The 25,793-nt window shown below is 43.0% G+C and carries 15 protein-coding genes and 1 pseudogene; 5 read left to right on the top strand and 11 right to left on the bottom strand.

Annotation, left to right across the window (positions count from 1 at the left end):
- Positions 1-230 precede the first annotated feature (230 nt).
- Positions 231-3,353, bottom strand: a complete 3,123-nt coding sequence (locus FD723_RS26955; protein ID WP_179068109.1) for an MFS transporter — start codon at positions 3,351-3,353, stop codon at positions 231-233.
- Between the two features lie 622 nt (positions 3,354-3,975).
- On the opposite strand from FD723_RS26955, the gene FD723_RS26950 reads away from it, so the two are divergent.
- The 3 genes from FD723_RS26950 (at position 3,976) to FD723_RS26940 (ending at position 6,460) form a co-directional block, all read left to right on the top strand.
- Positions 3,976-5,235: a histidine kinase gene (locus tag FD723_RS26950; protein ID WP_179068108.1), complete on the top strand. Its 1,260-nt coding sequence runs from the start codon at positions 3,976-3,978 to the stop codon at positions 5,233-5,235.
- Positions 5,236-5,377: 142 nt separating this feature from the next.
- On the top strand, positions 5,378-5,839 hold the full coding sequence (locus FD723_RS26945) for a BON domain-containing protein (protein WP_179068107.1): 462 nt from the start codon (positions 5,378-5,380) through the stop codon (positions 5,837-5,839).
- 186 nt (positions 5,840-6,025) lie between these two features.
- Positions 6,026-6,460, top strand: a complete 435-nt coding sequence (locus tag FD723_RS26940) for a CAAD domain-containing protein (protein WP_179068106.1) — start codon at positions 6,026-6,028, stop codon at positions 6,458-6,460.
- Between the two features lie 232 nt (positions 6,461-6,692).
- On the opposite strand, the gene FD723_RS26935 is transcribed toward FD723_RS26940, so the two are convergent.
- On the bottom strand, positions 6,693-9,578 hold the full coding sequence (locus FD723_RS26935) for an NHLP bacteriocin export ABC transporter permease/ATPase subunit (RefSeq protein WP_179068105.1): 2,886 nt from the start codon (positions 9,576-9,578) through the stop codon (positions 6,693-6,695).
- A gap of 15 nt (positions 9,579-9,593) precedes the next feature.
- On the opposite strand from FD723_RS26935, the gene FD723_RS26930 reads away from it, so the two are divergent.
- Complete coding sequence (locus FD723_RS26930) at positions 9,594-10,145, top strand: GNAT family N-acetyltransferase (protein WP_256874934.1); 552 nt, start codon at positions 9,594-9,596, stop codon at positions 10,143-10,145.
- Between the two features lie 18 nt (positions 10,146-10,163).
- Here the strand turns inward: FD723_RS26930 and FD723_RS26925 are convergent, their stop codons facing one another.
- From FD723_RS26925 to FD723_RS26885, 9 genes and pseudogenes are all read right to left on the bottom strand, one after another.
- Entirely contained in the window at positions 10,164-12,395 is a 2,232-nt protein-coding gene (locus FD723_RS26925) for an NHLP family bacteriocin export ABC transporter peptidase/permease/ATPase subunit (protein WP_179068104.1), read from the bottom strand.
- Positions 12,396-12,443: 48 nt separating this feature from the next.
- Positions 12,444-12,820, bottom strand: a pseudogene (locus FD723_RS43095) (four helix bundle protein).
- Between the two features lie 59 nt (positions 12,821-12,879).
- Positions 12,880-14,319, bottom strand: coding sequence for an NHLP bacteriocin system secretion protein (locus FD723_RS26915; protein ID WP_179068103.1), 1,440 nt, complete (start codon positions 14,317-14,319; stop codon positions 12,880-12,882).
- A 354-nt stretch (positions 14,320-14,673) separates the two neighbouring features.
- Positions 14,674-16,068, bottom strand: coding sequence for an ATP-binding protein (locus FD723_RS26910; protein ID WP_179068102.1), 1,395 nt, complete (start codon positions 16,066-16,068; stop codon positions 14,674-14,676).
- Positions 16,069-16,154: 86 nt separating this feature from the next.
- Entirely contained in the window at positions 16,155-17,819 is a 1,665-nt protein-coding gene (locus tag FD723_RS26905; RefSeq protein WP_179068101.1) for an FAD-dependent oxidoreductase, read from the bottom strand.
- Between the two features lie 64 nt (positions 17,820-17,883).
- Positions 17,884-18,093, bottom strand: coding sequence for a hypothetical protein (locus FD723_RS26900; RefSeq protein ID WP_179068100.1), 210 nt, complete (start codon positions 18,091-18,093; stop codon positions 17,884-17,886).
- A 634-nt stretch (positions 18,094-18,727) separates the two neighbouring features.
- Positions 18,728-19,375, bottom strand: a complete 648-nt coding sequence (locus tag FD723_RS26895) for a hypothetical protein (RefSeq protein WP_179068099.1) — start codon at positions 19,373-19,375, stop codon at positions 18,728-18,730.
- A gap of 448 nt (positions 19,376-19,823) precedes the next feature.
- Positions 19,824-23,132, bottom strand: coding sequence for a type 2 lanthipeptide synthetase LanM family protein (locus FD723_RS26890; RefSeq protein ID WP_179068098.1), 3,309 nt, complete (start codon positions 23,130-23,132; stop codon positions 19,824-19,826).
- Positions 23,133-23,318: 186 nt separating this feature from the next.
- Positions 23,319-23,609: a Nif11-like leader peptide family RiPP precursor gene (locus FD723_RS26885; RefSeq protein WP_179068097.1), complete on the bottom strand. Its 291-nt coding sequence runs from the start codon at positions 23,607-23,609 to the stop codon at positions 23,319-23,321.
- 222 nt (positions 23,610-23,831) lie between these two features.
- Here FD723_RS26885 and FD723_RS26880 point away from each other — a divergent pair, with 222 nt between their 5' ends.
- A complete protein-coding gene (locus FD723_RS26880; protein WP_179068096.1) occupies positions 23,832-25,679 on the top strand; it encodes a tetratricopeptide repeat protein in 1,848 nt (615 codons plus the stop codon).
- Positions 25,680-25,793 lie beyond the last annotated feature (114 nt).

Raw genomic sequence — 25,793 nt, 5'->3', positions numbered from 1 at the left:
TACTTTTTTTTATCTATAAGAAATAATAATTAACTTTATTTTATTACTCTCCCCATGACGAAATCTGAAACCTTTACTCAGATAGGATTTTTAATCTAGATCGGAATCAAAAGGTCGTGATAGTACGTTGTCGGGTAGTTTGTTTTATTTATGTATAAAAAAAGTGGCATTCATTGTAAAAACTGAATACCACTTTGTATTTTCTAAAAATTATCGATGACGGAGATATTTTATCCAGGTAGAGTTATCCCAGTCACAGCGATCGCACCTGCGATCGCACTGGCCGCAAGAGAAGTAATCGCTGTCCCAAATATCCACCACGCAGCATTAGCAACAGTTTTTTTAGTTTCTTCAGCTTGCTTTTTAGCTTGATCTTGAATCGCTTTCAGGCGTTTTTGGGTTTCTTTCTGGATGCGTTCAGCTCGTTGCAATACACCATCCCGCGCTGCTTCTATTTGGCTAATTATGCGGTTAGCATCAGCCTCCGAAATATCTTCGCGAGAACTCAATACAGCAACTAAGGTGTCACGATCGAATTGACTGAGGCGATCGCGCAATGCTTCAAATCCGGCTTGGGGATCGTCAAAGACTTTCGCAAAATCGTGTTTAATGCCTTCATAGTTGAGTTCGGAACGATCCAGGGAGTTAAGATAGTTGCGAACTTTGGCAAAAACTCCATCTAGCACTGATTGCACTCTTTGTTGAATCTGTTGGAATTGTTCAACAATAGAACTACGAACAGAATCAATTTGATCCACAATTCGGTTAGCTTCTTCTTCTGAGATATCCTCTCGTTGGGATAATAGCGCCACAATTGTCGAACGGTCAAATTTTGAGGCGCGATCGCTTAAATTGCCAATTCCAGCGCGGGGAGAAGACAGCAGCAATTGTAAATCGCGTTTGATTCCTTCGGGGTTGAGTTCTTCTTTGTTAGTACTACGCAGATATTCTTCGAGATTGGCTTCAAAATCTAAAGCTTGTTGGGTGGTACGTTTGGCTAAACGTCGTGGCGCTCTCAGGATATCACCAATGGCATCTTGAGCGCGATCGATAATCTGATTAACTTGCTCTTGGCTTAAGTCGCCTCGCTGACTCACAAGTTTCACCAAGGTTTCTCGATCGACATTAGATAAGCGATCGCGTAGTGCTAAGGCTCCAGCTTTGGGATCGTCGAGTAATTTTTCTAAATCGCCTCTAATACCTTCTGGATCGAGTTCTTCCAAGTTGGTATTGCGGAGATATTCAGCGATCGCTTTTGTGGTTTTTTCGTACTGTTCTTTCGCTTGCTGCGGTACTTGCAAAATACTATCTCGGACTGCTTCAAGTTGATCGAGAGTTTGATTTACCTGTTCTTCGCTCAAATCTTGACGCTGACTGAGCAATTGTACCAATGTATCCCGATCAAATTGTGATAGGCGCGATCGCAACAGGCTAATTCCGGCTTGCGGATCGTCTAGCAAAATTCTAAACTCACGTTTGATAGCTTCGGGATTGAGTTCGTCTTTGTTAGTATTCCGCAGATATTCTTCAACTCTTTGGCGCAGTTCATCAGCTTTCGCTTTTGCTTGTTCTTGCAATTCTCTAGCACGATTCAACAGATTATCGCGGTTGCGTTCGAGTTGACTAACTATATTATTAGCTTCCTCTTCGCTGATATCTTGACGCTGACTGAGCAATTGTACAAAAGTATCCCGATCAAATTGCCCAAAGCGATCGCTTAAATCTTCAAACCCAGCTTGTGGATCGTCCAGCAACTTGCCAAAGTCCCGTTCAATACCTTCAGGATTGAGTTCTTCTTTCCCCGTCGAACGCAGATAATCTTCGATGCGGCTGCGGAAATCTTGCCCTTTTTCGCGCGTTTCGGCCTGTTTGACAGTCTCTAAAACTTCCAGGCGATCGCTTTCCATTTGTTCAGAAATTTCTTTCACCCTGGCTTCGCTGATATCACCCCGCTGCTTTAGTAAGTTGGTGAAATATTCTTGATTAATTTCTTCCAATTCTCGTCTGACAGTTGTCGGATCTGCATTTACGTCATAGATGACTTCTTTAAATTCATCTACTAAGGTAATTCGATTGAAGTGCCAAGGGAACGAATGCAATATGTAGTCTTCTACATCTGCCTTAATTGCATTCTCTAGTGATATTGGTAATTTTGCAGATACTTGCTCAGTTGCTTGCTCTCTAAACTTTTTGAATTGTTCTGTGATTTCATCGACATCGACATCTTGAACTTTTTCTTTGAGTTTTTGCAACTGAGTTGTAATCTTGTTCACATCGATATTAGAAAGATTTACTCGCTCCAAAACTGCTGGTGCAGCAGCACTCAAGCCATATCGAATTGCTTGCTTAATTACACCATTGCCATTCCCGCCTCCCACTGTAACCAGTTGTTGAAGCCGTTCACCCAATTGATCGGAATTCAGTTCTTCAGGAGTAGCAGACTTAAGTAAATTGATTACTTTTTCTGTAGGATTTTTGCGATTCAAAGCTTGTTGCCAAGCATCTTGAAATTGGTCAGCAATGCCATTGATATCTTCTTTAGATAAATCCGTGCGACTACTGATTAAATCAATAAAGGTTTGGCGATTAATATTTTGCAGTAAATCACTATTGGCAACAGATTGTAAATCTGTATCTTTAAGAAGCTGGTCAAATTGAGTGCGTATTTCTTTGATATCCAGCTTTGGTAATTGCAGAGAGCTTAAGGAACTTTGGAGCGTATTTTTAATCCCTTCAGAATCAAAACCTGAAGTTAATTCCCGTCGGACTGCGGCTGTAATATCTTCAGCAGTAGAAACTAACTGTTTTTTTGCAGCATTAGCACCAATGCCAGCATTTGCTGTACCCATCAGAGCTTGAAAACCAGAAGTGACAGTATTAGAAATAGAGCCAATTAAAGAACCTACCGCCGATGAACCCAACCAAATTACTAGTGAGAAATAGATAGACCAGATAACTACACCAATAATTGCTCCTAAAAATGCACTTTCGATTAAGCTAATTTTTACGGCTAAAAAACAAGCAATAGATAATGCAATGCTCGCGGTTATTAATGCCCAAGCACCAACTTTAGCTTGAACTTTACGAATAGTCTTACCCAAACCTTCTGACTCATCGTCAGAATCAGAGTCAATTTCCCAAGATGAAATTCCGACTGCAACTGAAAAGTTTGTGAGTAACAATTGAAAGGCAAATGCCATTGAAACTCCAGCAAGCATTGCCACTAAGAATTTAGATCCAGAAAAAAGAACTGATGCTTTTTCTGGAGTTAGTACTTCCTGAGCTAAATTTACAGGCGCTAATCCAAAAGGCAACCAGTTCCATCCCAAAATTGTTAAAACACCTTGAAACATAAGATTTTCTCACTTGCACTCAAGTTACATACCCATTTAGAAAATGGCTTATTTATCAGCTTAATTATCAGTTATCTACGCTGACACTTTCTTAGGTAGTAGGTTTGTTTGCCAAAAGTTGGATCTCAAAAAAATATTTTTTCTTTTACTAATTAATGCAATTTTAGAAAATTCATAGAAATACAAAATATCACAAGAGCAATGTTTTTGGGAGCATCCCAAATGTGTAATTTCTATCAAAGCCAGGTAATAAATTGTCATTGCGAACGAAGCGACAGCGTAGAGAAGCAATCTCATATCTTGCGATTGCTTCTCTACGAGACGCTACGCGAACGCTCCACGATGTTGCGCTCGCAATGACAAACATGTTCTTACAAAAATGGGATGATTCAATATTTTGTAACATGTTTTTAAAGCAATCATTGATAACTAGTAGCAATCAATATTTAACTTTTTATACTTGAAAATTATTTACTCATTTAGATAAAGTCACCTATGCCTAATGATAGAGATAAAAATTCTTCCAAGCGATTGATGTAAACGGGATCTAAAAATGTATTAATAGGGGGTATTACAAGCTATAAATTTGTGAATAATTAATTGTTGCTGAGGAGAGAAAATAATGGTTGTAGGTGTTGTACATAAACGTGGTGTAGGTGTATTTTCTAATCGCCGCGATGTTGAAAATGCACTACATGAATTGAAAAAAGTCGGCTTTGACATGAATAGAGTTTCTGTCATTACCCAAGATGGGGACAGAGATGATATTGCTGGGGCTGAAGTGCGCGATCGCGTTGGCGATAAATCTGACGAAGGTGCTAAAGTTGGAGCAGCCACAGGCGGCGCTTTGGGCGGATTAACTGGCTTACTAGTCGGTCTTGGTACTCTGGCAATTCCTGGCATTGGGCCAATTATGTTAGCTGGAGCCGCAGCAACTACTCTAGCTACAACTCTCGCTGGCGCTGGTATTGGTGCAGTAGCAGGTAGTTTGCTTGGTGCATTAATTGGTTTAGGAATTCCTGAAGAACGAGCCAGAGTTTACGACGAACGCGTGAGACGAGGACACTATTTAGTCATCCTTGATGGCACAGATACAGAAATTCTCAGGGCCGAAGCAATTCTAAATCGTCAGGGTGTAGAAGAGTTTGGCATTTACGATAACCCAGATGTGGCAAATGTAGGCACTGATTATGTTGCTCCTACTCCAGCCTATAGTGGTGTTGCTAAACGCGCCATCGGGGTATTTTCACATCGTCGAGATGCTGAAGTAGCAATTACAGAATTACGAGATGCGGGTTTTTCTTTAGATAGAGTCTCCATCATTGCCAAAGATACAAACGGTCATGGGATCGCTGGCGTAGATGTAGACAGAAGTGTTGGTACAGGTAATAAAGCAGACGATGGTGCAAAAGCTGGAGCAGCAACAGGTGGAGTCGTCGGTGGTTTGACTGGCTTATTAGTTGGTTTGGGAACTTTAGCAATTCCTGGAATCGGGCCCGTGATTGCAGGTGGTGCAGTTGCAACAGCTTTGGCGACAACATTGGCTGGTGGCGCCATCGGTGCGGCCGCTGGGAGTATTGTTGGTGCGCTGGTTGGCTTGGGAATCCCTGAAGATAGAGCTAGAGTATATAGCGATCGCTTCCAAAGAGGCGACTACTTAGTAATTATCGATGGTACGGAAGCTGAAATCCGCCAAGCAGAAGCAATTCTCAAACATCGAGGTATTGAAGAATTTGCTATCTATGATTCCACAGAGATTAGTGAACATCGCCCAGGTTTTGAACGAATCACCCATAATAGCGATCGCACCAATTACTCAACAGAGCCTCATAGAAACGATCCTGCCGTAGTCATTGTTGATCGTCGTGATGAAGCACTTTAACCCAAAGTAGTTGTCACTTAAACTCATTGCCCAAAATTGCAGGATAAAGAAATTGAAAACTTTGCTCCTGACTAAAAAAGCTTGCTCCTCCTTTCTGCCGTAATTATCAACAAATTTCACCTTTCGATTGCGAATTAAATCTATGCAAAAACTAACCCCCTTCTTAATTAGCACCCTCTTAATGTTTGGTGTTGCTGCTTGTGATAACGCTTCTAAAACAAGTGAGTCTGCACCCAATAATCCTAATGAAGCTCCTCAAGCACCGACTGCAAAAACCACAGAAGCTTCTCAAAAAGATGCACAAAGTGAAGTTCGCAGAAGACAGCTAAATGAGGATATTCGCGCCCGCGAACAGCGCAACAATACCACTGGTGGCGATACAACAAGAGCTAAAGGTGACTTAGCAAGTGAAGTTCGCTCTAAGTTGGAGGCTAATATACCCAAAGGTCAACTAACAGTTAATGCCGCAGACAATGGTGTTGTGACTGTTGCGGGAACTGTCAACAATCAGCAGGAATTAGCTAAAATCGAAACTTTAGCTAAACAAATTAAAGGTGTCAAAACTGTAGTTGTTAAGGCAACTATTGCCCCACCAAAAAGCTAAGGTATCTAACAACAAATCTAATTGAGTAAGTAGGCATATAGAAAATTAAATACTCTTACTCAGAATTAGTGGTCAGTTATACTTATAACTGACCATTAAGAATTGACAACTGACGACTCGAATAATTATTATTTATTTACGATTAGTCAGTTATACAAACTATTGTAATTGCCCCAAACAAAAACTATGGAAACCGAACAACAGCAAAGGGGATCGATCAATGCTTTATTCTCACCAGAGACGCTAGCACTTGAAGGTACTGATACTGCAAACTTGCCAAAGTTACCACCAGCCCGTGAACCTGAATCTCAATGGCAACAAATTAGCAGACAAATTACTCAATTTTTGGAGCAGCTGCCCCAATACTTAAGTAGCTTTTTTCAAGACTACAAGCAGCCTCTAATAACTGTTGCTTTAATTTTGGCGGCGATTGTTACAGCCAAGGTAGTACTAGCAGTACTAGATGCAATCAATGATATTCCACTACTATCGTCGCTCTTTGAATTAGTTGGAATTAGTTACGCCATTTGGTTTATTTTCCGTTATCTACTGAAGGCTTCAACTCGGCAAGAATTGTCAGCTGAAATTCAATTCCTGAAAAACCAGTTTGTGGGCGAATAAATTTCCTGAACACTAAACTAGTACCGCAAGGTGGAAGTCAAAAGTCAAGAGAATTGTATTCCAAGCTCTTGCGCCATTTAGAATAGCCAGAAAGCTTACAAAATAAGCATTCTTTCTTTTTACTTTTGCCTTCTTGTACTAGTAGTTTATGTCATTAGTTTTGTTGGGCTGCTAGATCCCCGACTTCGCAGAAGTCGGGGATCTGAACACCACTAACCTCTCAAAACTAATATTAAAGATCGCCCTCTAACTGTCGGGTAACAAGTTGAGCAAATAACCCTTCTTGCACAATTAATTGTGAGAAAGTACCCACTTGTATGATATGACCAGCGTCAATTACATAAATGCGATCGGCATTGCGAATTGTACTGAGACGATGGGCAATCACTACTCTAGTAGCGTTTAACTTAGCTAAACTTTCAGTCACAATTGCCTGGGTGCGGTTATCGAGGGCGCTGGTTGCTTCATCCATTAAAATAATTTTGGGCTTTGAAACTAGCGATCGCGCAATCAATAATCTTTGCCGTTGTCCACCCGAAAGATTACTACCACCCTCAGCGATAATCGTATGCATTCCCATTGGCATTTGCTTGATATCATCAGCCAAACCTGCCATCTGTGCTGCTGACCAAGCTTCCTCTAAGGAAACTAAAGCCCCGGTGCTGATGTTATCAAAAACTGAGCCTGTGCCAATTTTACCATTTTGTAGTACCACTCCTAACTGTCTTCGCACAGTCTGGAGTTCCATCTCTGCTAAGTCTTTGCCGTCGTAGTAGACGCTGCCTGTCAATGGAGTTTCAAACCCCAATAGCAACCGCAATATGGTTGATTTTCCACTTCCAGAAGGGCCAACGATCGCAATAAATTCCCCTGGTTCGGCATTGAGGGTAACATCATTAAGGATTAAGCTGCTATTCTCCGAGTAGCGAAAGCTGACTCGATTTAGGGCAATTCGACCGCTTAATTGTCCGGGATTGACTTTGGTTGAGTCATATTCAGGCTGCGATCGCCAAATTGGTTTTGACCGTTCCCATGTTGGTACAATACCCAAAATTTCTGATGCGGTATTGCTCAGGTCAATTACTCCTCTGATAAAAATTGCCAAAGCATAGTTAAAAGCAACGAATGTACCCAGTGTGAGGCGTGGCTGCATCAACAGTATGGCAAACCCAAACAGCAATATAGAACTTACCAAAGGCAGGGCTTCGTTAAATACAGAAATCCCATCTTTAATCTCTTGCCAACTCGCCTTCAACCGAATCTGCTGGCTGTATTTTTTTGCCCAAGTTGCAAAGGCCCGTTCTTCTGCCATTGCTACCCGCAATTTGGCAACACCATTAATAAGTTGTACGGTGAGTCCCTGAATTGCCCCATCTAGTTCTTGCTGTTTTTGCGATTTCTTCACTAACAGGAAACTGGCAACAGTTGTAACCACGGCGGCAAAGATTGCTAAACCTACGCCTACAAAGGCTAGTTGCCAACTGTAAACAAACATCAGCAGCAAGTTGAATAAGGCAAAGACTCCACTCAACAGGGTTCGTTGGGTAGCGCCACTGAGTTTTTGATGAATTTCTCTCACCGCCATCACACGGTTGACTAAATCTCCAGAAGTATATTGACGAAAAAAACTAGGACTTAATCTGAGTAACCGATCCCAAATGGCTGGCTGCAATATACTATCAGTGGCGCTTTCGACTCTTAAGGTAATAATGCTTTGGGCAATTTGAAAAGCTAACTGCCCAAAAGCCACCGCAAACATAACTAATCCGATCTGCCACAGTAAAGGGCGATCGCTATCTGGAATGGCATGATTAATTAAAATCGCTGTTGCTTGTGGTGCAACCATTCCCAATATTGTGCCCAGTAACCCCACCATTAGAATACTGGCGATGTCTTTTTCATAACCCTTCACCCCAAACCGCAGCAAATCAATGGCGTTGAGTGCAACTTGGGGTAACGGTCGATACAAAACGTAGGCTAATGATGTAAGTGTTTTTGCTGCTGCTTCATTTACAGGTGTGCGAGTTCGTGCTACGGGATCGAATATGAGATAATCGCGATTATCAGTAGGTAATAAAGCTACTGGCCGCTTTTCTAACTGGGTATAAGCTAACATCGCTCCTTGGTCTTGACGCCACCAGCCATCTGCTAAAGTTATACGGCGGATACGAATTTGCGATGCTTGAGCGATCGCCGCTACAGGGTCTTTAATAGAATTTAAATCCCCTATTGGTGGATGAATTTCTATTCCTAGTGCCCGTCCAACTGCCCCCAATGCTACCAATAAGGGCGGCCCTTCTTGAAAGAAAACCGTCTCTTGCTGCGGCTGCAAGACTGTTGCTAAGTCAGAAAGTGCCGTCTCTATGACTTGCTGATTAAATTGTTCGCGTTCTTGAAACTGCCGAAATTCTGCTTCTACTTCTTTATTTGCCAGCAAACTGAAGTAGTGAAAAAAATAAGTCTGTAAACTGGCTAAACCTGCGATGAGTTCCTCGGAATTTGCTAAATCTGCCGTTGAGAACATTTGGCCGCTAACTGCATTTTCTGCCTCCAGCCACATCGCACTCGTGAGCGGAAACGCTGGTGAGGTAGAATTCAATGTTAATTCCCCGATTCCCATCCAGTAAGTATTGCCTTGCTGCAACTTCACCCATAAGAGTGTTTGTTGCCTTCCCTGTAGCGTTTCACCAGCCGATAAAGAAAAATCACGTTCAATGTTTGGCTGTACAACAAGGTTTAATGGTGTTGTCAAAACTGTTTGCTGGGCGCTGAGAGATTGTCCTAGATGATTGATCCAACCTTCTAAAAGTTCTATGGATTGCAAGTCAGCTGCGCCAATTCCCTTAACCAAGTCAACGATTGACATCTGGCATAATTGGGTAGGTTCAATTGCGATCGCTACAAAATTCCATTGGCTTTGTGCAACTACTTCTGGTAATAAGGCTTCACCAGCATTGACATGAAACAAATAGCGGCGATGCTCTTTTGGTAAACTGTTTTTAACTCCAGTGGCAAACACCGCCAATGTTCCAGACTGCACTATCCAGACAGTTTGAGAGTTATCCAACAGTAATGGTTCGTTTGCTTGAAGTGAGTATGGTTGGGGAAGAGAATTCACTGAAGGTAAATCGATGTGAGTTCGACGAGTGAAAAAAAAGATAGAAAAACTATTGTATCCCGGTTGAATGTAACAGAAAGTTTTTTGATGATAAAATTACGTTCTGCTAACCTAAACGATATAGACTTCATCTTCACTCAAGAAAATAGAGATGAATTCAAAGACCTTATCATCTGCTGGAGCCGAGAAGAACACAGCAGAAACTTGCACTCTGCTGACAAACATTATTTAATGATTGAAAATAGTTCAGGAGAGACGCAAGGCTACGCTATTTTGTCTGGGTTACAATCACCAAACAGGAGTATTGAATTAACTCGAATTATCGTTGCTGAACCAGGACTAGGATACGGCAAACGTGCGTTAAGAATTATCCTCAAAAAGGTTTTTGAAGAGTATAATGCTCATCGTTGTTGGTTAGATGTCTTTGAACACAATCAACGTGCTAGACATGTTTATCAATCGGTCGGCTTTCAGGAGGAAGGAGTTTTGCGAGAAGCTTTGAGGCAAAAAGATAAATATTCTTCGTTAGTAATTATGTCTATACTTGAGGACGAATACTTCCAATAAATGTTCTCAAACTTGATATTATGCTTCTGCTGCGTGAAGTAAGTGAAGATAAGTCCCGCCTTGCTGCCATAATTCTTCATGAGTGCCACGCTGCACGATTTTACCTTGCTCTAGCACGATAATTTCATGGCAATCGCGAATTGTGCTGAGACGGTGGGCTACTACAATACAAGAACAACCACGCTGTTGTAAGTTACGGTTAATTATCAACTCTGTTTCTGCATCCAGGGCACTGGTTGCTTCATCAAGTACTAACACGGTGGGATTTCTCACTAAAGCGCGGGCAATTTCTAAGCGCTGGCGTTGGCCACCACTAATATTCATACCGCCTTCAATTAAATCGAAGTCATATTTTCCCGGTAGATATCCGATCGCATCATGAATAGCTGCATCCTGGCAAGCCTGCACCAAATCAGCTTCTAGCACTGTTGCATCCCAAAGAGTAATGTTTTCTCGCACAGTCCCGGCAAATAAAAAGATATCTTGTTCAACCATTGCCAACGAGTTAGCCAGAACAGAACGCTTGATTTGCGATCGCTCTACACCATCAAAGCAGATTTCCCCCTGCCAAGGTTGATAAAGCCCGCAAATTAATTTAGCAACTGTAGATTTACCAGAACCACTTCCCCCTACAAGCGCTATTCTTTGCCCTGGCTTGACAGTCAAGCTCAAATTCTCAATCAACGGAGATTCCACACGACTATAGCCAAAAGTAACATTCCGTAACTCAACATTGCCCTGTAATTGCCAAAGAGACGAGAAAGTAATTTCTCCCCCTGCATCCCCTACCTCCCCTACCTCCCCTACTCCCCTGCTCCCTCTCCCCTCCACTTCCAAATCAACGGGATTTTGCAATACATCATCAAGGCGGTTTAAGTCAGCTTCTAAAGTTTGGAGTGTACTGCCAAAATTGACGAGGCTATTGACTGGCTCTAAGAAGCTCAGTGTTAAACTTTGGTAGGCAACTAGCATCCCAATGCTGAGATTGCCCTTCATTACCTGTAAACCACCAACTAGCAAAATAGAAGCAGTGGTTAAGGCTGTCAAAATTGTTGGTAATGTGGTGAGAATTTGAGTTTGCAAGCCTAATTCTTGTTGGGCGTTGAGTGCTTTGGCGTAATAACCCGCAAACCGAGCAAATAAATCTGACTCCAGTCCAGAAGCTTTGATAGTTTCTATAGTTTGGATGCCACTAACCGTGACTCCACCCACCTTGCCATATTCTTGAGCTAGGCGCATATTGGCATCTACACGAGTTTGCGACAAAAAGAACAGAGCGAGAATGTTGATTACAGCAAAACTAACTGCGATCGCACTCAATAATTGGTCATACTGAATCATAATTAGCAGGTAAAAGACCATCATCACTGCATCAATGATTGTGGTTGCTAAAGACCCTGAAAGTACTTCTGCCACCCGATCATTCAGTTTCATCCGGCTACTAATTTCCCCAGCAAAGCGCTGGTCGTAAAACCCGATGGGCAATCGCAGGATATGCCAGAGAAATAGTCCTGATGTGCTGACTGACAACTTAACCATCAATCGCCGCAGGCAGGTAAGCCGCAGTCTAGCAAGGAATGCCCGTAATAAAGTAGTTAACAGCATTCCTAACAGCAGAGGTCGTAACCAATCTTGTCTATCTTGGACTAAAATCTCATCGATAAATACCTGAGAAAAGGCTGGTACAGCTAACCGAGGCAATGTTAGCAATAACCCAGCCAGCAGACAAAATAAAATGGTAACTCGTGAGTTTTGCAAGCGACTACTTAAAGCTGAGACAATGTGATTTTTTTTGCCTCCCTTCTTAAAGTCTGCGCCCGGTTCCATCACCAGCACAACACCCGTGTATGCGCGATCGAATTCCTCCCAACTCACTGTTCTCCGACCATTGGCAGGATCATTGAGGTAGACGCGTTTTTTGCTATATCCTTCTACCACAAGAAAATGGTTAAAATTCCAAAAGACAATGTAGGGAAGGCGGGTAGTTGTCACCTGTTCTAGAGACAGTTTTAAACCTTTAGCATTGAGTCCATAATTTTTGGCAGCTTTGAGAATATTAAAAGCTTTACTCCCATCCCGCGAGACACCGCATTCTTCACGCAGTTTAGCCAGTGGCACAATCCGCCCGTAATAGCTAAGAATTATTCCCAAAGCAGCCGCACCACATTCGACCGCTTCCATTTGCAAAAGTGTAGAAGTGCGGACGCGATTGGGTTTAAATTTGGGACTTGGGAATTGGGAATTGGTCATGGGACATGGGGAAGGGGGAAGGGGGAATGGGGAATGGGGAAGGTTTTATTATTTTAATGAGTGATTTATGGATTGAATTTGATTAGATAGCATACGGCTCAACTCCATAGCTTGATTATGAAGTTGTGTATAAATTGGTTGGTCTAAATAGCCCACTTCTAAGGCTACTCTTAAAAGACTGCGAACTTCCCCGGCAGACCCTTTGGCGATATTTAGAAAGTTTAAGTATTCTTTGCGAGAAGATCGTTCAAATCCTTCAGCAATATTTGTAGGTATTGATACGCTAGCACGTCTTAATTGATCCTTAAACCAAAGTCTCTATTGAGTTCACCATACTTAGTTATTAAGTATATTTCCTTAACTAAGTCAATACCTTTTTGCCATACTCTTAAATCCTCAAAAGTTTCAATTTTTTTCCTTTCCATTCCATTCCCCCTTCCCCTTTCCCCTTATCCTAGTGACATTCTATTCTCTCATCCCCAATTTAATAAATCCCCGTCCAAGAACGCAGCATAGGAATAATATAAGAAATCGGTGCTTTTTCTCCTACTTTCACTTGAACAGAAGTGATTGTGCCAGAGGATATTTTTAAAGCTGGCCCATCAGAAGATGACCATTTGTAACCACTGACTGATGTCGGGTTTTCTTGGAGTTGGACAAAAGCTTGTACCTGACCTTCACCTCTCCCTGCAAGACTGGCGGCTATTTCTTTGTTACCAACGATCGCTGTAATATCTTGTGTAGTTACTGGAAATGCAGAAATATCTGCGATCGCACCAATAATACCACCTTCGCGCTCACGTTTGGCAAAGCTGGGAGTCACTTGTACAGCCATTCCTGGCTTGATTTGCTTACCATCTTTATTAGCAAAGTAGACAAGGCTCACAAGTTTTGAATTTGCCTCTTCAGCTTCGATTGACCCCAGGCGAGTACCAGGATTCATCATTTGACCAGGCACAACACTCACTTCCAAAATATGACCATTGTATTTGCTAATGATTCTACTTTCTTGAGATAGTTGTAATTCTAATTGGGCAATTCGCCGTTTTACTTCTCGAATTTGATTAGTTTTGTCAATTGATTGCTTTAAATCTTGTTCGCGTAATTTAGTATTTTGAGTATTCAGGTCTTTAATTTTGGTTTTAATTTCGTCAATCTTATTCAGGTTTTCCAGATATTCTCGTTGCGTTGTGGTTTCTTGGATTTCGAGATCCTTTAGTTGCACATCAATATCTGATAGTTCGCTTTGAGTATTAAAATATTCTTGTTCAGCTTGCACCAACATATCTTGGCTGATGACATGCTGCTCAAAAAGGTGACGACGGTTATCAACTCGCCCTTTGAGGGTTTTAAGTAAATAATTAATTTGTTGTTTGCGGGAATTAATGCTCTGACGTTTTTGGGCGATCGCTCTTTGTGTTTGATCGCGTAACTTCGGTGCAACTTCCTCTCGGCGCAGATTATTTTCCAGATCCATTCTCTGCTGTCCAAGGGTGATGATTTGTTGGTCAATCAGCAGCTTTTGTAACCTGTCTGTTTCTTGATTCTGAGTTTGCAATTGCTGTAACTTTGTTTGCTCTTGCTGTAGTTGCTGTTTTAGCGCTGATTGGTCGATAATACCTAGCACATCACCTTGTTTAATAATATCTCCCGCCTTCACCTTGAGAGTTAATAATGGGCCTGAACTGGGTGCTTGAAATTCCACAACATGGTGCGGTTTGATCAAGATACCTTGTCCAGTTACAGTCAGGGGAATTCTGCCAAACACACTCCAAACACCAGCCACAGCAACCACAAAACTCATAGCAGATAAAGTCAACCAAGCTTGAGGCTTGACCACATTGATCGCTTGATCGAGTTGTTCTGGTGAAGATAAGCGTTCTAGGGCTTCTTGGCGAAAGATGTGGCTGTGTTTTAGTTGCATTGTTCTCCTTCTTGCTGAAAGCACCCAAAACCTTAAATCTTCTAGACTTTTAAGATTAAAGTGCGATCGGGGAGAACTAGGGGAGAACTTAATACGGTTTGGTTAATAAAGTTATCTGTTGAGGGGGCAGGGGGCAGAGGAGGAAAGAGAGTTATTGCCATTGGTGTCAACTTAAGCTAAGACCATCTTCAAATCTCGTTTCCAGCCGGAGGCTGGAAATGCAACTCAAAAGTTGCTCTGCCGCCAGCAGGAGAGGCGGAGCCTCAAAGATAGACATTCCCAGTCTGAGACTGGGAACGAGACAATTCTGACTCCTGAATTCTGACTTCTAAATTCTGACTTCTGAATTCTCCTTCAAGATGTCAAAGGTAAGCAGATGGTGAAACAAGTTCTACCTGGCTGCGATTCAAATGAGAGTGTACCGTGATGGCGATTTTCTACAATCCGGCGAGTAGTTTCTAAACCCAATCCCGATCCATGCCCTACTGATTTGGTCGTGAAGAAGGGTTCAAAAATGCGCGTTTTAATTTCCAGTGGAATTCCACAGCCAGAGTCGATAATGTCAATATGAGCATAGCGATCGCAATACCAAGTTTTAATTTCCAGCAATCCTTTACCATCCATTGCATCAATGGCGTTGTCAATTAAGTTTGTCCACACTTGATTTAATTCACTGCCATAGGCAAGAATTTTTGGAAGACCCCGATCGTAATTGCGTTGCACTTGCACACCACTCTTGAGTTTATGGGCAAACAATCGCAAGGTATCTTCCAAGCCTTGATGTATATCTACTTCTTGCTGAATACCTTGATCGAGGTAAGAATAAGACTTCATCGCTTGCACAAGTTCGGAAATCCTCTCAGATCCTCGCAAACCATGTTTAATCATCGACATGACTTCAAAGGAAAGCGCTAACCAGTGCAATCCCATTTCTCGCAATTCTGTGTCGTCGTTGCGCCAACGTTCCATGAGTTGCTCTAAGGTTTCAACCTCAACACCACCTTCCGCTAAAGGTTCTGCTAATTTCCAGGCTTGTTTTACACCATAGTCTTCTAACCATTCCAGCAATATGTCTTCGCGATCGCTTAGTGTCACCGGATCTACACGATTATTCAAAATCGCATCATAGCCCTGATCCCGTACTCTCAACCAATGTTGAGTATGGGCTTCGTCAACATTGCGTTGCCCATAAACTAAGTTCATTCGTTGTAACTCTAGGATGGCGGCGGGCATTTCTCCTAAAGTCCGAACCAGGGCGGCGGCTGGGTTGTTGAGTTCATGAGCTAAACCGGCAGCAAGTGTCCCTAAAGCTGCCATCTTTTCCCGCCCACGAATGAAAGACTCTAGCCCCCGGACACGACGCTGCATAATTCGGAAGACCATCCGCTCAAAATCACGACATTCATGCAGCAGTTTACGAAAGTCATCTCCCTTCATTTCATAGATATGGCAATTTGTCAATGCCCTCATCGTCACAGGTGCAGGTTCATCCGTGAGTACAGGAATTTCACCAAAAAAAGATGGGGCTTCGTGTTGCCCGATGGGAATTTCCACGCCTTCACTACGGCGGGTGATGTTGATTTTACCTTTAACCAAGATAAATAAGCGACATACAGGGTCTCCCTCATAGGACAACACTGCTCCGGCCGAAAGTTCAACTGTTTGAGCGCGATCGCAAACCCACTGCAACCGCTCTTTAGGAAGTTGTTGAAATGGGTCTAAGTTGATTAATTCTTCAACACATAACATCAATGAACCTCCTTGAGGGGATAGAGGGGCAGGGAGCAGGGGAGGCAGGGGAGAGGTTTGCAAATATATAGTTTTTCCCGTTCTAGCTAAACATTACTCAGGTAGCGGTGAACGAATTGAATGGCGATCGAACCTTCTCCCACACCGGATGCCACGCGCTTAATTGAGCCGTAGCGGACATCTCCAGCTGCGAAGATGCCTGGAATGTTGGTTTCTAGCAAAAAAGGAGAACGTTCCAAATTCCAACCTGGGGCAGATTTGCCATTATGTATTAAGTCTGGCCCGGTGATGACAAACCCCTGAGCATCACGTTGAATAACGCCATCAAGCCAATCTGTTTTAGGGCTAGCACCGATGAAAATAAACAGCGATCGCGCTGACACGGTTTCAGTTTGTCCTGTCTTGGCGTGGGCAATCACAATTGCTTCTAAATGTTCCTCTCCCTTTACTTCCAGGACGCTACAACTTGTGCAAACTTGGATATTTTCAGTTGCGGCAATTTGGTCAATTAAGTATTGGGACATACTTGATGCTAGTGACTCACCCCGCACCAACATAATCACTTTTCTGGCATATTTACAAAAGTGCATTGCTGCCTGTCCAGCAGAGTTTGCCCCGCCTACCAAGTAAACCTCTTCGTTGGTGCAGGCGATCGCTTCAGTCATGGCAGCACCGTAGTAAATTCCTGCCCCTGTAAGCTTTTCGGCTCCTGGTACATTTAGCCAACGGTAGGAAACCCCAGTTGCAACTAAAAGCGCATGGCAACTAATCTCGCTACCATCTGCCAATTGCAGAATCCGATAAGGATCTTCCAGCCTCACTCCAGTTACTACTTGAGGTGTGAGAATCTCTACGCCAAATCGCCGCGCCTGGGTCACTCCCCGCCTTGCCAAATCGTTGCCACTCAAGCCAATAGGAAATCCCAAATAGTTCTCAATCCGCGAACTCGTGCCAGCTTGTCCTCCTGGCGCTTCCCGCTCAATTAAGACAGTACTCAATCCCTCAGAAGCGCCATAGACGGCGGCAGCCAGTCCCGCAGGGCCAGCACCCACAATCGCCAAATCATAAAAGGGACGCTCTGCCTGAGTTTGCAGTCCAATTTTGGCAGCAATCTCTAAATTAGATGGTTGAATTAACCGGGAACCATCGGGAAACAGCACCAAGGGCAATTGTTGTCTACAATCAGCTTGGGCGTATTCCACCAATTTTGCTGCCTCTGGTTCCAGTTCAATATCTAACCACTTAAATGGAATCTGGTTACGTGCTAAAAAGTCTTTCACCTGATGTGAAAAAGGCGACCAGCGATTACCAATGACTCGAATCCCTTCAAAAGGTGGGCGGAATCCAGCTAGCCAGTCATCTAGCAAATCATCTAAAACCGGATATAACTTCTCTTCTGGTGGATTCCAGGGCTTGAGTAAGTAATAATCAAGTCTGGCACTATTAATTGATTTAATCGCAGCATCCGTATCTGCATAGGCTGTCAACAAGGCACGTTTCGCATTGGGAAAAATGTCTTTTGCCTGTTCTAGAAACTCCACACCTCCCATCTGGGGCATACGTTGATCTACCAAGAATAGGGCAACAGCTTCGTTTCGTAATTTGAGTTGCTGCACCACATCTAAAGCAGTAATACCGGAATCTGCCCGAACAATACGGAAGCGATCGCCATACTGATGCCGTAAGTCTCGTGACACTGCTTGCAGCACCTCTGGATCGTCATCGACGGTTAAAATTGCTGGTTTCGCCATAATTACTGTTACTCAACAATTGCAGTGCCTAGCCGTTATTTTCAAAAATCTGTTGTCAAAATATCTACTGTTTAACCAGTTGCTTTAAACGAAAGTATGCCTCTTCTGGTGTCAGCGGTTCGGATTGACTTTCATTTGGGATATAAAATACCCAGGTATCGGGAAAGTAATGCACCACAAAGCTGGGAATCAAACCCAAGCTCAATGCTTGCTTTCCAAGTTTTTCGGTTTGTTCCTCTAAACCCAGTTGGTTATGAAATACATGTTCAGCCATACTTGTTCATCTCCCTGCACTTTGTTTGACCTTGGAAGAAGGTTTTGGTGAATCACCATTCACCATGTTTCAGAATGAGCTTGAGAATTTTTTGGTAATTTCACAATATGCTTTCGTAGAGAATCATAAAACTATTTTGGTCAGTCGCGTTAATCTGAATTGAATTAGGGACTTCAAAATAAAAAAATATTCAATTAACTCTTGTGGGGTGGGCGACACGAGAGCCCTATAGACAAGCTTTGCGATCTAGTGCGGCATTGAGGAGCGATCGCACCTTTCTTCGTATAAGGTATTCTCTAGACCTGTAATGCTTGTTAGGTAGACGAACTGGGGGCAGTAGCCTCATTTATTCTTGGTGGTAGCTATACAGTTATTACAAATAGTTATCAATTGATAAATACGTCCATCTTGAAACAATGCCAAATAGAGTTTAGTTTGCACTTTGTGTTGGCGAGAGCTATATCTGCCCCAACCGCCACGGGTGTACCCCAAGGCGGTTAAGTTTTAAAACAAGTGGCAAACGATGCTCGGTGCAATGTTAAAAGATGTCTGCACTTCCTAGCATTCAACAACGTTCAATCTGTTTGAACTGAGTTGAACCCCCCGGAAACGGGCATTGTCTTGAATCAACAGGTTAAGGGTTGCAAGTCGGCGGGTTTTTTGAGGTGTTAGGTTTGATGCAAAGCGGCCCGAGGTTGGTTAGAGAATTAGGTCGGCTAATAAATGCTAATGGACCAGCCTTGTGTTCACCATTAAAGGGGGTAGGTTTGCGAACATCAAAGCCACACGCGGCAGCATCTTGTGGGTTGTTAAACCAAAACCCTATATGGAAAGTGTTAGTAGGTGGTAAGTTCACTTGCGGATCAAAACCGAAAATCTGATCTAGCAGGATAGTTTTAATTGTCACAAGTCCAGGCTCAACGTCAGATTGGTACCAAGCCAGACCAAAGTTCTTGAATTTGGGGTTTGGGGTACCGAATGCCTGCTGAGGACTATTCTCTACAGTAAACAGGTCAAACTTCAAACCCGGCTTGAAATTTGTCAGCCTCAAAGTCAGATTGTCATTAAGATTACCACGCTTGACGATGGCTTGAACCCGAGGCGTGACTCCAGGAGTGGCTGCCATACAATTAATGAACTGCGTGTTAGGAAATAACTCAAAACTAGTTTCATCAGAACTTGATGAACGCTGCGCTGTCGCAACCTGGCTGAACCCAAATACTAATAGCAACCCGACTGCAAATACGCGAGAAGCTATTAAGGATGGAAATTTGCGAAACATAAATTTAAACCTCTTATTAAATCTCAAGTTTTCAAAGCAGTATTGGCGTACAAAATCCCCGTATTGGCACGGTGATTCCACATGGGCTTTGGGAGTTTATCGGGAGCTGGATGCAGCTAAAATTACACGTCCAGTTCTAATTGGAAGAGGCGATAATACTCCCCCTCGACTTAACTGATACCCTGTATCAAAGAAGAAGTAGTAGAGCGGCGATCGCACTCAACCCCCAAAGGCATCAAATAGTTTTGTTCCGTTGGGTATCCCCCATTTCGTACAAGCGTCCCAGCCTGGCTGGGCTGTATATATCCCGTTGTTGACCTTGTACATCTATCAGAGGTTGATTGGGGAATTATGCAAGAGTATTTGATACAACTCCGACCGCTTGGGAAAGCACTTATAGACTTAATAGGGTGTAGTCAAAAACTGTTTTTGGGTATAAACAACAAGTTCAATCCCACAACAATATTGAAGGCAAGTTATTGTTAGCCAGACGCAGCAATTGATAACCAATTCCAGATATACCGGGTAAAAAGCCAGGATTAAATACAGAATTGGGTAAGTTGGGGAATAGTTGATAAGCTCCAGTTCGTTTGGCTCTAGCTACAACATTTGTTACATTCTGGTGAGCAATGTGATGCCAGTCAGGACGGGAACAGATTTTTGCACCAACTAATAGCACTTCTGCCCTACCCAAGTTACCACAGCACAAGTGATCGATCGCTTGTAAGCCAAAATTCTGAGTAGTCTGGAGAGCAATTTCAATTTCTTGTTGAATTTCCGGCGTTTCCACGATTCTCAAACTGCCTAAGCGTCCCAAAGCAATGCCAGCTGCACCGTGACACCACTTATTTGCAAAGTCAGGTTGTCCTGGTTGTCCCATTCTGCGGAAGTCGGGCCAGTTGGCAGTAGATTCGCAAAAGACGCTACGCTCATACTCAATTCCTGCTAAACCTGCTTCTAAATACTTACTCTCCAAGGTAACGGCGTAGAGTCTGAGCAAGGCGTAAGAAATGCCTGCGGCTCCATGAGAGAAACCAGTCAAAGGCTTGTCCCAAAAGGTATGCCAAGCTTTAGGCGCACCGTTGTGGCTAACTTGACGGTTGATTAAATGTTGTCCACAGGCGATCGCTTTTTCTAAAACGGTTGCTTCTCCTGTGGCTTGATGCAGCGACAATAACCCTAAAATTGCCCCAGCTGCTCCGCTCATAATATCCAAGTGTTCATCGGCAGCAATTAGTTCTGGTGTCATCAAATCGGCTAATACTTGGGCATCTTGTAATAGCGTTATATCGTTGAAGAATTGACTAATTTTCACCAGGCTATAAATCATTGATCCTAAACCTGTTGCACCGCCAACACCCATAAAACTAGCCATTCGTTGCCAAGTTTCTGGATCAACGGTGTGAATTTGGCGACGCAGAGATTGTAATGTCCTAAATGCTAAATCGCGGTAACGGGAATCACCTGTGACTTGACTGAGTGCAGCTAAAAACAAGGCCACACCAGAGCGTCCATCCGAGAGACAATTATTCAATACTTGCAGTTGATATCGTTCAGCGCGAGGCACAAAGTCTAAACCAATCCAGTTAACGCTCCCGTCAGGGTCGGAAATAGCTCTGGTTTCAAGTTCGTTAGCGATTTCTTTGGCTTCGGCAATCAATTGTTCTGAACTCAGGAATGGTAAGGATTCGCTTTTCCATTGCCCACCTTTGCGGCTATGGGTGGTTGCGATTTTAGCATCAAAGGAGCCTTGAATAATCGCTACTTGTCGAGCCAGGTCGGTTTCATCGAGAGATTGCAACTGATTGAGCAAGTCTTGGTAACTGGGTTGCTTGAAGTAGTTAGGAATGGCAGAAGAACCGTTTAAACTCAGTTCATCAACCACAGCGCTAGCAGTGAAGAAGGGAACATCTAATTGTTCCATCGCTCGAAGTTCCGCACTCAAAACAGGAAAGGCATTTGGTTTTTCCTGAGCAACTAGAAAGGCACGACTGAGAACATCGAGTTGAATACTGTAATCTACCCCGTGTTTGAGGTAATCGGGTGACAAAGTTTTTTGGAGGATAATGCCATAAATCCGGGTGTTGCGGAAGATAAAGCGCACCTGCTGATTTTGCATCGCAGATAGCAAACTTTGGGGTGAAAGTAAGAAATCTTTGTGCGCCATCAAAAAGCGATACATCTGCTCAAATCCAGTGGTGATTTGTAGTTGATAATCGTTTGGAGACAGGGGAACTTCACCCAAGCATGGGACATTTTTTGCAATGGGCAAGGTTACAGACTCAGATAACAGCTGCATATTATCTGTATTAATGTTCTGCCAGCGCGGCACTTTGCGGGGAGATAATCGAGGATCTGTACTCCCTAGACCGCTAATATCATAAGCCACACTGCGATCGCCACTAAAGTCCCAACGCGGTAAAAGTCCGGTGCGGAGTACGGAATCCCAAAATTGTCGTGTGGCGGTTGCTTCCAAATCTTGGGTAAGGGGTGAGTCTTCAATCAGATTCGGTTCATGGTGCAGCAGTGTTTCCATGTCAATCAACACCAAATGTTCGCCATTGGCAATTAAGTTTTCATAATGGCAATCTGTAGCTCTGAGGGCATAAAGCACACACAACAGCATCCCAGAACGTTGATAAAATCGTCTTGCAGCGGCTTCATCAACACAAGGTAACTGTTCAACATATTCCACCCAACCGTAACCTTTACGCTTCAATACCTGAATGATTTTAAAGTCTAAAAGATTGCTGTGTTGATTGCACCAACCCAAAAATTGATTAAAGACAACTTCCAATCCTAAGTCTTTGGGTTTATAGACAAGTTTAAGTCCAGATTCAAAGGTGAGTAAAATCACCGTCCGTCCGCGCTTGTGTGGGTCGGAGAGAGAGGTTTGAATTTCGGTAACTTTGTTTTGAGAAAATGGGACGATTGTTTGATCAAAAGTTCGTTGAATATCTGTCCTATCTGCAACTAAACGTTCAAGAAATTCAGCAGTAAACTCAACCCAAAAGTTGACTGCTGTTGCCATTAAGCGACCGAGAACTGGATACTTTTGGAAGAACGTCAACATTCCATCTTCTAGGAGTTGATTGACGAACTTGGTGTAGTGAATGTTATTGTTTTCTGTCTCCAGCCCTAGCAAACCGAGCAAGCTTTGACCAAAGGGACGCACCTGAGAGAATTCAAAATCCAATGTCTTCGTACAAATTCCTGCTAGTCGTTGTAACAGACTACGTTCTAGAGAACTGTAAGCGTCGTAAGAAAGAATCGATAAGGGAAGACAATCTTGGGTGAATTGACTGTTGCAGCGAATCAATAATTGCTGTCTGGCTACTAAGATAGCAGGCAAAAGAATATCTTCAAAGGCGATCGGATTTTGTGAATCGATTGGTAAAAATACTTCGGTTGCAGAATTAAATCCTGTTGCGGTTTGGATGATTTGCTGTAAAGTTTCTGCCCACTCTGGCAAAGGTTGATCGGCAAGCAACTCGATAGTTCCCAATCTCGAACTAACAGTATCAAGGTCTAGTTCCTCCCACTGTAAGCGTTTGTGCAACGTATTCCATTTACCTTCTGCTGCAACTTCGCACCAGCGATGTCTACGATGGTTAATTTCTTGTTCATTAACTCGATCGACATCGATCGCAAATCTGCTTTCATCAAGGCGTTCCCAGAGAAAGCTAGCATTAGCTGCGATCGCTCTTAAATCGTCTGATGTTTTCTGTTGGGATAAGCGAACAACTTGTTGAACCATAGCTAGATTTCTCAGTATTAATCGTTAAGATAGAATGCAGAAAAATTAGTTTTAAATTTGTTGAATAAAAAGTGGAATTATCGAACAGATGCATTACCTGAAACCCTTTATAGGGACAATTCATGAATTGTCCCTACACCAATTCTTTAGATGTCTAATGCCAAAAAGAAAGAGAAGCTACCTTTTTTAGCAGCATCCCCCGTGTCCACCACCACAGGAATCTGTATGACATAGCTTGGCCGCACTTTCAGACATCATCCCACCGCTAACACTGAGTAATTCTTCTTCACTCAGTTCGTTAGAATCCACAAAGGTCAACTCTGATAGCATTTGAGAGATGGCTTCGACTGTGAAGTTATAACCCTTTTCTGCACTAGCGATCGCTAACACTTTGACTGCTTCTGCTTGGTTAGCGGCTGCTTTGACTTGTTGTTGTAATTGGGCGTTTTGAAGCAGTTCTTTGATTTGGTGTAACATTATCTATACTCTCCGTTTTTGTTGACTTAATTAAGCAGCAGAGGTTCTGCGCTGGTTTTGGGCGGTGTTCTCTGCTCTTCTGATTTGAATTTAGAGAGTAATGGGGGAAAACTAGGGTAGATATTTGCAATAACCGAAAATTTTTTTGCCGCTAATTATTTTTCCCATTGTTGCTGCCAAGACTAGAATTAGAATTGATGTGACATTCTCCTAGTAGCCAAAGTGCCAGACTCTCTGCCATTAAGCGATCGCTATCTTGCCTTAATCGATGAAATTGTCGAAACCACCCTCAAGGGCAAAATTAGCTCTGTCGAACAGGTGTATCAAATGCTGCTAAAAGGTATCACTTCCGGGACAGGGGAAGTGTTTGAGCTAGCTTTGAGCGATCGCCTGAATGCTTTCCAAAGCCAAGTCGATAGTGAAAAAGACGAACTCAAGAAAGCCAAGGCGACTCGCAGTTTGAGAGCCATTAAGACGATTCAAAGTCAATGGCAACGCTGGCAAGAGCAAAATAAAGCCACAGAAGCGATCGCCTCCGCAGTTACAGAAATTACCACAGCTACCGCTAACGAGCGTCTGGCGACATTTATCCGGGTTACTGACCCCAATCAGAAGTATCCGCTGAATTTGCAACAGCTACAGCAGTTGTCAAAAGCATTGCAGCAATTTGCTCAAGCTGATTCTGATTTACAACAATTTTCCGAAGGAATTACCCGTGGTTTAGCTTCTTGGCAGCGATTGCAAGACAACTTGCTCAGTTGGATGTACGAACAAAAAGAATCTCTGGGATTTGGCGGCGTACCAGGAGAACGTGGCCCTTGGGCAAGTTGGGCTAAACAACTCAGTAGCGAGTTACCCCAAACACTGCTTCGCACCTTAGCTAGAGAAGAATCAGCAATTGAGTTTGCCCAGCGACAACGGGGTATCACCCTCAGAGATTGGGTAGAAATGGCATTGATTTTACAGTTCTTGCAACGGGGACTAATTAACTGGTTTGACCAACAAGCTTACGATGTGAAAGCTGGGCCAAAGTTATCTATTTCCACTTTTTTGACCTTTGCAGTGATTTGGAGTCAGTTAGCAAGTGGTTTTAGCAGCATTGGGACAGTATATAGCGATGCCTGTTCTCAAATTATGCTCCAGATATTGCGAACCTTTGCCCAGCGTCCATATTTTCCCTTTTACGGCGGGATTTTTGCCTCTTTTACTGGCACTTATTTACGAGATGCCCTAGATTATTTGGATGAACCACTGCGACGAGGCGAGGGAACCCAAGAAAAGGCACGAATTTTGACACTTTTAGGCTATTCTCAACGTGCTTTGGGACAATATCAGCGCTCAATTGATTTTCATCAGCAGGCACTTGAGATTGCCAGAAATGCAGGCGATCGCGCCTGTGAAATTGCCAATCTCAACCACCTCAGCCGTACCTACGTGCAACAGCAAAATTATGCTGAGGCAATTAATTATAGTCAACGAGCATTAATACTGAGTCGGCAAGCAGGCGATCGCACCGGAGAAGCAAACGCGCTGGTAAATTTAGGTTACAGCGAAGTTATGCAGGCTCAGGAACTAGAAAACTTAGAACCTGAAACCTATGAAGCTGCAATTAACTATTTAGAACAAGGTCTAAAATTATCAGAAAAATTAGGCGATATTCAAAGTAAAGCCTTATGTGTGAGCAGCTTAGGAATTGCCTATTTAGTAATCGGAGAACATCAAACGGCAATTAAATATCTCGAAGATGGTTTTAAAACGGCGCAAGTTTCCGGTGATTTGTATTTGCAAGGGCGGAACTTAGCTTATTTAGCAGAAGCCTATTATCATTTGCAAAATTCCGAAAAAACTGTTTACACCGGCTGCTTGGGAATGTATCTTTTACAGCAAATTGCTTCTCGTGAGTGGCGTCAGCCGGCAGGATTACTGACAATTTTACAAGGACAAATAGGAGTAGAAGCTTTCCAAAAGTTATTACAGCAACATCGCCCGAAAATGATTGCAGTTATCGGTGTGGATGGGTATGATCACATTCCGCAATTGTTAGAAGAATATAAGGGAGATATATCATAAATTAATACGCTTGGGTTAAGGTTTACTGGCAACAATTTTGGGTTTTCGAGATGCGATCAATCGCCGTCTCTACAAGTGTTTTGTTGCTCATTATGAACTGTATTGAGTCATAAC

This window comes from Nostoc sp. C052 (assembly GCF_013393905.1).
GTDB lineage: Bacteria > Cyanobacteriota > Cyanobacteriia > Cyanobacteriales > Nostocaceae > Nostoc.
Note: the sequence above shows the minus strand (reverse complement) of the source record. Positions and strands in the feature narration are given on the sequence as shown.

Bases quoted from the DNA above. Each gene is read 5' to 3' on its own strand.
- FD723_RS26955 (WP_179068109.1), bottom strand. From the start codon at position 3,353: ATGTTTCAAGGTGTTTTAACAATTTTGGGATGGAACTGGTTGCCTTTT.
- FD723_RS26950 (WP_179068108.1), top strand. From the start codon at position 3,976: ATGGTTGTAGGTGTTGTACATAAACGTGGTGTAGGTGTATTTTCTAAT.
- FD723_RS26885 (WP_179068097.1), bottom strand. From the start codon at position 23,609: ATGTTACACCAAATCAAAGAACTGCTTCAAAACGCCCAATTACAACAA.
- FD723_RS26945 (WP_179068107.1), top strand. From the start codon at position 5,378: ATGCAAAAACTAACCCCCTTCTTAATTAGCACCCTCTTAATGTTTGGT.
- FD723_RS26910 (WP_179068102.1), bottom strand. From the start codon at position 16,068: ATGTTATGTGTTGAAGAATTAATCAACTTAGACCCATTTCAACAACTT.
- FD723_RS26925 (WP_179068104.1), bottom strand. From the start codon at position 12,395: ATGACCAATTCCCAATTCCCAAGTCCCAAATTTAAACCCAATCGCGTC.
- FD723_RS26940 (WP_179068106.1), top strand. From the start codon at position 6,026: ATGGAAACCGAACAACAGCAAAGGGGATCGATCAATGCTTTATTCTCA.
- FD723_RS26890 (WP_179068098.1), bottom strand. From the start codon at position 23,132: ATGGTTCAACAAGTTGTTCGCTTATCCCAACAGAAAACATCAGACGAT.
- FD723_RS26915 (WP_179068103.1), bottom strand. From the start codon at position 14,319: ATGCAACTAAAACACAGCCACATCTTTCGCCAAGAAGCCCTAGAACGC.
- FD723_RS26905 (WP_179068101.1), bottom strand. From the start codon at position 17,819: ATGGCGAAACCAGCAATTTTAACCGTCGATGACGATCCAGAGGTGCTG.
- FD723_RS26895 (WP_179068099.1), bottom strand. From the start codon at position 19,375: ATGTTTCGCAAATTTCCATCCTTAATAGCTTCTCGCGTATTTGCAGTC.
- FD723_RS26900 (WP_179068100.1), bottom strand. From the start codon at position 18,093: ATGGCTGAACATGTATTTCATAACCAACTGGGTTTAGAGGAACAAACC.